The sequence below is a fragment of the Arthrobacter sp. Cr_A7 genome (genome assembly GCF_029222765.1).
Lineage (GTDB): Bacteria > Actinomycetota > Actinomycetes > Actinomycetales > Micrococcaceae > Arthrobacter.
Genome location: NZ_JARHXQ010000049.1, coordinates 1 through 4,911 on the forward strand (window position 1 = coordinate 1; position 4,911 = coordinate 4,911).

Here is a 4,911-nt window from a genome sequence, read left to right on the forward strand (position 1 = left end):
AGGACGTTGCCCCAAGTATGACTATCCCCAGCCCTCTGTTGTCGCGCCCTGGTGCCGTTGAGGCGGCCGGCGCGGACGCCGGCGTCGCCTCCCACTACGGCGAGCCCCTGCGCGAGCAACGGGCACTCGCAGCCGGAACCGCCGTCGTCGACCTTTCCCACCGCGGTGTGGTCACCGTCAGCGGCCCGGACCGGCTGAGCTGGCTCAACACCCTGTCCTCCCAGCAGGTCACCAACCTGGCGCCCGGGGAGTCCAGCGAACTGCTGCTCCTGAGCGTGCAGGGCCGCATCGACTTCGACGCCCGGGTGGTGGACGACGGCGGGACCACCTGGCTGATCGTCGAGGGCGCCGAAGCAGCGCCGCTGGCAGAGTTCCTCAACAGGATGAAGTTCATGCTGCGGGTGGAGGTGGCTGACGTTTCGAACGACTGGGCCGTGGTGGGCAGCACCAAGGCCGTTCCCGAATGGTCCGGCCTGCTGGCCTGGCAGGACCCGTGGCCGCACGTCAGCGCCGGTGGCTTTTCCTACGCCACCGTCTCCGAGGAACGCCACCCCGGCCTGGAGCGGCCCTGGTTCGAATACCTCGTTCCCTCGTCCGCCCTGGAAGAGACGGTTGCCGGGCGGCCGCTTGCCGGCGTCCTGGCCGCCGAGGCGCTCCGCGTCGCGGCCTGGCGTCCCCGCATCGGCGCGGAAACGGATGACAAGACCATTCCGCACGAGCTGGACCTGCTCCGCACGGCAGTGCACCTGGCCAAGGGCTGCTACAAGGGGCAGGAAACCATCGCCCGCGTCCACAACCTGGGGCACCCGCCGCGGCGCCTCGTCTTCCTGCAGCTGGACGGATCGCAGCACACCATGCCCGCCGCCGGAAGCGCGGTCCTGGTGGGCGACCGCAAGGTGGGCGCCGTCACGTCCGTGGCGCAGCACTACGAAATGGGCCCGGTGGCCCTGGCAGTCATAAAGCGTTCCGTCGCTTCGGATGAGATACTGACGGTCCTGGACGGGGACGAGCCGTACACCGCCAGCCAAGAACTCATCGTCGCCCCCGACGCCGGCCAGGTGGTGGGGCGCCAGACCGGATTCCTCAGGGGGCCACGCTGATGACTGACAACGCCGCACCAACGGCAGGGCCCGACGACGACGCCGTCGCCCTCGCGCACACGCTCTTCCAGGGGGCCAGGGAAGGCAACACGGAGCTGCTCCGCGCCTATCTCGAAGCGGGGGCCCCGGCCACCATGACCAATGCCGCGGGGGATTCCCTCCTGATGCTCGCCGCCTACCACGGCCACGTGGACACGGTGCAGCTGATCCTGCAGCATGGCGCCGAAGCCGATACGGCTAATGACCGGGGGCAGACGCCCCTCGCCGGAGCCGCGTTCAAGGGCTACACGGACGTGGCCCGGCTGCTGCTCGATGCCGGCGCTGATCCGGACGCCGGGTCGCCGTCCGCACGGGCGGCGGCACAGATGTTCGCCCGCCAGGAGATCCTCGACCTCCTGGGCTAGCCTTTCCCGGGTCCGCCCGGCAGCCGACGACTTTTGAAGGATGACCGAGTGGAAAACGTAGCAAAGCCCTGGCCGGCCCTGTGGTCACTGGTGATCGGGTTCTTCATGATCCTGATCGACAGCACCATCGTGTCCGTCGCAAATCCGGTGATCATGGAGGGCCTGGGCGCGGACATCAACTCGGTGATCTGGGTGACCAGCGCCTACCTGCTGGCGTACGCGGTTCCGCTGCTGATCACCGGCAGGCTCGGCGACCGGTTCGGGCCCAAGAAGCTCTACCTCCTGGGCCTGGTGGTGTTCACCCTGGCATCGCTGTGGTGCGGTCTTGCCGGAAACGTGGAGACCCTCATCGCCGCCCGCGTCCTGCAGGGCCTCGGCGCGGCCATCATGACACCGCAGACCATGGCTGTCATCACCCGGATCTTCCCGCCGGACCGGCGCGGCGCGGCGATGTCCATCTGGGGTGCCACCGCCGGCATGGCGACGCTCGTCGGGCCCATTCTGGGCGGCGTCCTGGTGGACGGGCTGGGCTGGGAGTGGATCTTCTTCATCAACGTGCCCATCGGCATCGCCGGCTTCCTCCTGGCGCTGCGCAACGTTCCCACCCTCAGTACCCACCCGCACAGGTTCGATCTCCCCGGCGTGGTGCTCAGCGCCGTCGGGCTGTTCCTCCTGGTGTTCGGCATCCAGGAAGGCGAGACCTACAACTGGGGCATCATCGCCGGGCCGGTCAGCGTCTGGGGCCTCATCATCGCGGGCTTGGTGGTGCTGACGGGCTTTGTGGTGTGGCAGCGGTTCAACAAGGGCGAACCCCTGCTGCCGCTGGGGCTGTTCCGGGACCGAAACTTCTCCCTCGCCAACCTCGGGATCACCATGGTGGGCTTCACCGTGACTTCGTTCGGCCTGCCGCTGATTTTCTACTACCAGATGGTCCGGGGCCTGACTCCCACGCAGTCCGCCCTCCTGATGGTGCCCATGGCCCTCATCTCGGGAGGCCTGGCGCCGGTGGTGGGAAAGATCGTGGACCGGGTCAACCCCAAGTACCTCGCGGCGGGAGGCCTTGTCCTCATGGCAGTGGCCTTGTCCTGGAACGCCCTGCTGATGCAGCCCGGGACGCCCATCCTGCTGTTCCTGCTGCCCAGCGCCGTCCTGGGCTTCGCCAACGCCGGGATCTGGGCTCCCCTGAGCACCACAGCCACCCGGAATCTTCCGCCGCGCCAGGCCGGTGCAGGCTCGGGCGTCTACAACACCACCCGGCAGTTCGGTGCGGTGCTGGGCAGCGCGGCCATCGCCGTGCTGATCCAGGCACGGCTGGCGGCCGAGCTTCCCGCCGGAGGACCTGGCGGACCCGCCGGTGAGGGCATGGCATTGGGCGGGACACTGCCCGAGGCCCTGCACAGCGGATTCTCGACGGCGATGAGCCAGTCCATCCTGCTGCCCGCGGCGGTGGTCCTGGTGGGCGCGGCGGTGGCGCTGTTCTTCGCCAAACCCCAGCCGGTCCGGGGCTGGGGCGCCGGTGCGCCGGCGTCAGCCAAGGTGGACGCTGGTCTGGATTCCGCCGGCTGACAGGCCCAGCTTCCGGGCCAAAGCCAGGGAGCCTGTGTTGCTCACGTCCGTGCGCCACTGCAGGGTCAGCCCCGCGGCAAGCGCCTCGTGGGCTGCGATGGATGCAGCCAGGGACCCCAGCCCCTGCCGCCGCCACTCCGGATCCACCAGGACGCCCAGGTGCGCCAGCAGGCCTTCCCACTCGGAGTACGCGCCGCAGGCAAGGGGGACCCGCCGTCCGTCCACCTCATGGACGATGGTGTAGCGGTTCTCCAGGTCTGAGAGGCCCACCTCGTTGACGTCGTCCGGCGGGCACCGGCCCTCCAGCTCGATGGCCTCGGGGTTGCCGTGCGAAACGGTCATCTCCTCGGACGGCTGCTGCAGGGGCAGGTCGTCGGCAAAGAAGAGGGCAGCAGCCCCCAGGCCGTGCCCGCCATGGGACCGGGTGAGGGTCAGAAGCGTGACATGCTGCGCCATCTCCTCATCAGGGATGCGGTCCGCCGCGTCGATGACCCACTGCGGCCCGATGAGCGCTGAACTGCCAAACAGCCGCACGAACTCCACGGTCCGCGCCGACTCGTCCGCCCGCACAATGCGTTCTCCGGAGGCCAGCGCAGTGCTGAAAGCGTCATCCGCAAGCCCCAGGCGGCGCGCCCAGGCGAGCTGGATGATGGCAGCGGAACCGGGGTCAAGTGTCATGTTCCCAGCCTAGGACGGGCAGGAACCCCAACCGAACAGGACACTTTAGCCGAACAGGACGGCGGCTTCGTCGTAGCGCTTTTGCGGGACCGTCTTGAGCTGGCCCAGGGCTTCCTGGAAGCCGACGTGTTCGATGTCCGTTCCCTTCAGGGCCACCATGGTGCCCCAGAAGCCTTCCACCACGGAGTCGATGGCGGCCATGCCGAGCCGGGTGGCAAGGACGCGGTCGAAGGCGGACGGTACGCCGCCGCGCTGGATGTGGCCCAGGATGGTGGCGCGGGTTTCGATGCCGGTGCGGGCTTCCAGTTCGGGGGCGAGCTGGTCGGCGATGCCGCCCAGGCGGGGCCGGCCGAACGTGTCCAGGCCGCGTTCGGAGTGCGGGGTTTCCATGTGCTCGGGCACGAACCCTTCGGCCACGACCACCAGGGGTGCGCGGCCGCGGGCGTGGGCTTCCTTCACCCATTCGGTGATCTGGTCGATGCTGACCTTCTGCTCCGGGATGAGGATGGCGTGGGCGCCGGCGGCCATGCCGGCGTGCAGCGCGATCCAGCCCACGTGCCGGCCCATGACTTCGGCGATCATGCAGCGGTGGTGGGATTCGCCGGTGGTGCGGAGCCGGTCGATCGCTTCGGTGGCGATCTGGACGGCGGTGTCGAAGCCGAAGGTGTAGTCGGTGGCGTCGAGGTCGTTGTCCACGGTCTTGGGCACGCCGACGATTTTCAGGCCGGCGTCGGTGAGGCGCTTGGCGGCGGCCAGGGTTCCCTCACCGCCGATGGCAATGATGGCGTCGATGCCCAGGCGTTCCATGTGGGCTTTGATGACCTCGGGGCCGCCGCCGTTGTCGAAGGGGTTGGTGCGGGAGGTGCCAAGGATGGTGCCGCCCTGTTTGGCGATGCCGCGGACCATGGTGCGGGGGATGTCGATGATGTCGCCCTCCACCACGCCGCGCCAGCCGTCGAGGAATCCGACGAACTCGTGGCCGTGAATGGCGATGCCTTTGAGTACGGCGCCGCGGATGACCGCGTTCAGTCCGGGGCAGTCGCCACCGCTAGTGAGGATTCCAATTTTCATGTTTCGGCTCAAATCCTGGGAGAGGGTTTACTGGCAGAGCGCCACGCTGAGCTCACCTAGAAGTGTAGTGCGAGGTGTGGGGTACGACACAA

At 68.5% G+C, this 4,911-nt stretch carries 5 protein-coding genes; 3 read left to right on the forward strand and 2 right to left on the reverse strand.

The genetic code is table 11. The annotated features are described in order from the left end of the window. Positions 1–17 precede the first annotated feature (17 nt). From P2Q66_RS03110 to P2Q66_RS03120, 3 genes are read left to right on the forward strand one after another with little or no spacing between them, the layout of a single operon-like run. Complete coding sequence (locus P2Q66_RS03110) at positions 18–1,100, forward strand: folate-binding protein YgfZ (protein ID WP_181884823.1); 1,083 nt, start codon at positions 18–20, stop codon at positions 1,098–1,100. Further along, entirely contained in the window at positions 1,100–1,504 is a 405-nt protein-coding gene (locus P2Q66_RS03115) for an ankyrin repeat domain-containing protein (protein ID WP_275725488.1), read from the forward strand. The genes P2Q66_RS03110 and P2Q66_RS03115 overlap by 1 nt, the downstream gene beginning before the upstream one ends. Positions 1,505–1,552: 48 nt before the next feature. Next, the gene (locus P2Q66_RS03120) at positions 1,553–3,070 is read left to right on the forward strand and encodes a DHA2 family efflux MFS transporter permease subunit (RefSeq protein WP_275725490.1); all 1,518 of its coding nucleotides are present in this window, start codon (positions 1,553–1,555) and stop codon (positions 3,068–3,070) included. On the opposite strand, the gene P2Q66_RS03125 is transcribed toward P2Q66_RS03120, so the two are convergent. Together P2Q66_RS03125 and P2Q66_RS03130 are read right to left on the reverse strand one after the other, a co-directional pair. Further along, positions 3,032–3,748: a GNAT family N-acetyltransferase gene (locus P2Q66_RS03125; protein ID WP_079596649.1), complete on the reverse strand. Its 717-nt coding sequence runs from the start codon at positions 3,746–3,748 to the stop codon at positions 3,032–3,034. The genes P2Q66_RS03120 and P2Q66_RS03125 overlap by 39 nt on opposite strands. Positions 3,749–3,793: 45 nt before the next feature. After that, a complete protein-coding gene (locus P2Q66_RS03130) occupies positions 3,794–4,819 on the reverse strand; it encodes an ATP-dependent 6-phosphofructokinase (protein WP_275725492.1) in 1,026 nt (341 codons plus the stop codon). Positions 4,820–4,911 lie beyond the last annotated feature (92 nt).

What these genes read in the sequence shown, in the direction of transcription:
- P2Q66_RS03110 (WP_181884823.1), top strand. Translation starts at nt 18, where the DNA reads ATGACTATCCCCAGCCCTCTGTTGTCGCGCCCTGGTGCCGTTGAGGCG.
- P2Q66_RS03115 (WP_275725488.1), top strand. Translation starts at nt 1,100, where the DNA reads ATGACTGACAACGCCGCACCAACGGCAGGGCCCGACGACGACGCCGTC.
- P2Q66_RS03125 (WP_079596649.1), bottom strand. Translation starts at nt 3,748, where the DNA reads ATGACACTTGACCCCGGTTCCGCTGCCATCATCCAGCTCGCCTGGGCG.
- P2Q66_RS03130 (WP_275725492.1), bottom strand. Translation starts at nt 4,819, where the DNA reads ATGAAAATTGGAATCCTCACTAGCGGTGGCGACTGCCCCGGACTGAAC.